Annotated in this window: 2 protein-coding genes; both read left to right on the forward strand. The window is 52.9% G+C overall.

Going from position 1 to position 4,077, the window contains the following annotated elements:
* On the forward strand, positions 1-3,006 hold a 3,006-nt coding region (locus EPO18_RS18555; protein ID WP_292435982.1), incomplete at its 5' end, for an efflux RND transporter permease subunit.
* 161 nt (positions 3,007-3,167) lie between these two features.
* On the forward strand, positions 3,168-4,077 hold a 910-nt coding region (locus EPO18_RS18560; protein WP_292435984.1), incomplete at its 3' end, for a cation diffusion facilitator family transporter.

Below are 4,077 nucleotides of genomic sequence, written 5' to 3' on the forward strand. Positions count from 1 at the left end.
GCCGTATTGGGCATGCCTTCATCCATCTTTCCGCAGACCAATTTTCCGCGCGTGGTCATCCTGATCGACAACGGCGTTATGCCTGCCAACGAGATGATGGCGACGGTCACCCGTCCGGTCGAAGAAGCCATGAAAGACATTCCCGGCGTGCGCACGGTGCGCTCGAAAACCGGGCGCGGTTCGGCGGAAATCAACGTGTTTTTCACATGGCAAACGGATATGGTGCAAGCGGAGCTGTTCGTTCAGGGGCGGCTTGCGGTCGTGCAAAAAGCGCTACCGGCTACCGCAAGCTCGGCGGTTTGGCGGCTCACTTTTGCGGCCTTTCCGGTGGTAGGCCTCAGCCTGACCGGCCCCGCGCATTCGCTCACCGAGCTTTGGGAAACGGCGCGTTACTCTATCCAGCCGCGCTTGTTGCGCATACCCGGCGTGGCTCGCATGGGCATTGTCGGCGGTCGGGCGCCGGAATATCACGTCATTGTCGATCCCTTGCGCTTGCAAGCCGTAAATCTGAGCTTGGCCCAAGTCACCGATGCGCTGCTCAGAAACAACCTGATTGCACCGTCCGGCATGCTGGAGGAAGATTACAAGCTCTACCTGACGGTGGTGGATGGTCGCGTTCGTACCATCGAAGAGATAGAAAACCTGACGGTCTCGGTATCCGGCAATGCACCAACTGCCGTAGCCGTACAACCTGCTCATCCGATCCGTATAAAAGATTTTGCGCGAGTCGAGCGAACCCAGGAGCCGGCTTTTAATATTGTCACCGCGAACGGCGTTAATGCCGTGTTGCTTAATGTCTACAGCCAGCCGGACGGCAGCACTCTCGATATCGCCAAGCAACTGAAACAGGAACTTGAATCGCTAAAAAAAGCCTTGCCGCCGGGTATGCAGGCGACGGTCTTCTACGACCAGTCGCTGTTAGTGGACGATTCCATCCAAAGCGTTTGGGAGGCTATCTTTTTGGGGCTGATGCTTTCCATAGTCATACTGTATGTGTTCCTAAAGAATTGGGAAGCTACTTTGATTGCCGCCGCGGTGATTCCGGCTACGGTTTTAATCACCTTGCTTATGCTGCGCGTCATGGGTCTCGGTTTTAATTTAATGACTCTGGGAGGAATCGCTGCGGCCATCGGTTTGATTATCGACGATGCCATTGTGATGGTGGAAGCGGTACACAGCAAAATCGCCTCCGGTATGCAGCGCTTGGATGCGGTGCAGCAAGCGTCGGCGGAAATTTTCCGGCCTTTGCTGGCTTCGACGCTGACGCCGGTGGTGGTCTTTATACCGCTGGCTTTTCTGGACGGTGTCGCAGGTTGCTTTTTCCGGGCCTTGGCATTGACTATGGTCGTATCGCTGTTGACCTCGCTGGTGTTGGCCGTCACGCTGATTCCGTCGCTGGCAGCTTGGTGGATGCCGGCCGGCAATCATTTACCGTCCAGTTCTAAATCAAGCTGGCTTGAGCGGCTGATCAACGGCTACGAAAAGGGGTTACGTACTGCACTGAAACAGACTGGGAAAGTTTTGACCGGCTGCGTATTGATACTGGCACTGGGCATCTGGCTGTACGGGCAACTGGAAAGCGAGTTTTTGCCTTTTATGGATGAAGGCGGCTTCGTGCTTGATTACCGCGCCCCTTGGGGAACCAGTTTGGCAGAAACCGACCGCCAACTACAGCAAGCCGAATCCATTTTGCGCGCCATGCCGGAATTGGAAAGCTATTCGCGGCGCACCAGTGCGAGGCTGGCCTTGGGAATTTCACAAGCGCACATGGGCGACTTTTTGGTTAAATTAAAACCAAAACGTCAGCGTAAAACCGATGAAGTCATTGCTGATCTGCGTAAGCAACTTCATGTTGCCGTGCCCGGAATTGAGTGGGAATTTGCAGGTATTCTAAACGATCTGATCGGCGATTTGACTTGGTCGCCGCGGCCTATTGAAATCAAACTGTTCTCCACCGATGTCGAATGGCTAAAACAAAAAGCGCCGCAAATCGAAACCGAGCTGAAGAAAATCGAAGGCGTCGTCGATACTTTCGACGGTTTGGAAACCACCGGTCCGTCGTTGAGTCTGCGTGTGCGCGACAGTGACGCGCAGCGCTTCGGTATGACCGTTAACGATGTGGCTTTGGCGGTTAGCACGGCCATGCTCGGGCAAAAAGCCTCCTATGTGTTGGAAGGCGACCGGGTTGTTAATATACGCGTCAGAATGAACACCGACACGACCGGCCAAATCGCCAACCTGCGCGAATTACCGTTGCGCTCTTTGGACGGCAGAACCGTAAAGCTGTCGCAAGTGGCGGACGTAGTCATCGAACCGGGACAACTGGAGTTGCATCGAGAAGACCTGCGGCAACTGGTGGCTGTTTCCGCTCGCCTGGAAAACCGCGACCTCGGCAGTGCCATAGAGGAGATCAAGGCCAAACTCAGTCAGGATCAAACCTTGCCGTCGGGCGTGTTGGAATTTGGCGGACTCTACCAGCAACAGCAGGAGTCTTTCCATAATTTGTTGGTGGTGCTGTTGGCTTCCATATTCCTGGTGTTTACCGTGTTGTTGATTGAGTTCAGTTCATTTTATGAACCCATCGCGATTGTGTCCGGTTCCGTGCTGGCGCTGTGCGGTACTGTCTTGGCCTGGTGCCTGACCGGGACTTCGGTCAATATTATTTCGTTGCTGGGTGCGATCATCGGCATCGGCGTGGTGGCGAAAAACGGCATCTTGATGCTGGATTCGGTACAACGGTTCGAATCGCAGGGCGCAACGCTGGAAAATGCGCTGGCAGAATCGGGGCGGCGGCGTTTGCGTCCGGTGTTGATGACCTCGCTAGCGGCGGCGTTGGGGCTTTTACCTTTAGCTTACGGTATCGGTGCCGGGTCGGACATGCTTAAACCTTTGGCTATTGCGGTGATTGGTGCGCTGACGCTTTCCGTGCTACTGTCTTTGGTCGCCACACCCACGGTTTATTTTGCGATGCGAACGTTCGGAAAAAAAATCGATGGTGCAAACTAAAAGCCTTAACGATCAACAGTGCAAAAAATTTGCATAATCGACCTATATAGATATAAATATAATTATATGGCATGAGCTTAGGACAAATCTGAGCGAAAAATGGGAAAAGGCAATGCCGTCCCGAGATTACAAGTTATTTGTTGGACAAGGATTTATAAGTAATGGCCCATCATCACACACACGATCATTCAGCAGGACATCATCACAAACACGATCATTCTGCCGGACACCATCACAGCTCCCCGAATAACCAAGGGCGTACTTTCATATTCACCATATTGCTGAATCTGGCATTTGTAGTGGTTGAGTTCACTTATGGGTTCATCGCCAACTCAACAGCATTAATGGCCGATGCGGGGCATAATGCATCCGACGTGCTCGGCCTGCTGTTGGCATGGGGTGCGGTTGTTTTAGGGCAAAAGCAGCCCAGTCAACGCTACACCTACGGACTGCGCAGCACATCCATTCTGGCGGCGCTCGCTAACGCCACATTACTCTTGGTGGCATGTGGAGCGATTGCATTGGAAGCCGGGCAGCGCTTTTCACAACCCCCCATGGTAGCCAGTCTTAAGGTATCGATTGTGGCGGCGATTGGTATCGTCATCAATGGCCTGTCCGCGGGGCTCTTGATGAAAGGCAGCAAAGAAGATTTGAATATTCGGGGCGCTTACCTGCATATGCTGGCAGATACTATCGTATCGCTTGCAGTGGTGGTTACCGGCCTGGCAATGTTTCACTTCGGCTGGTATTGGCTCGACCCGGCCATTAGTTTAGCGATTGTGGTAGTGATCGTAGTAGGCACGTGGGGTTTGTTGCGCGATTCGCTGCGATTGGTTTTGAGCGCTGTTCCGGAACAGGTAAATGCACCTGCAATTGACATGTATCTACGCCAATTGGAGGGTGTAACTGATATTCATGATTTGCATATTTGGGGCTTGAGTACTACCGAAACTGCATTGACAGCTCATTTGGTTATGCCTTGCGGCTATCCTGGCGATGCATTTATCGATAATATCGCACAAACACTGGAAGAACGGTATTCCATTCATCACTGCACCTTGCAAATTGAAT

This window comes from Methylobacter sp., assembly GCF_004322395.1.
In the GTDB taxonomy this organism is placed as follows: Bacteria; Pseudomonadota; Gammaproteobacteria; order Methylococcales; family Methylomonadaceae; genus Methylobacter_A.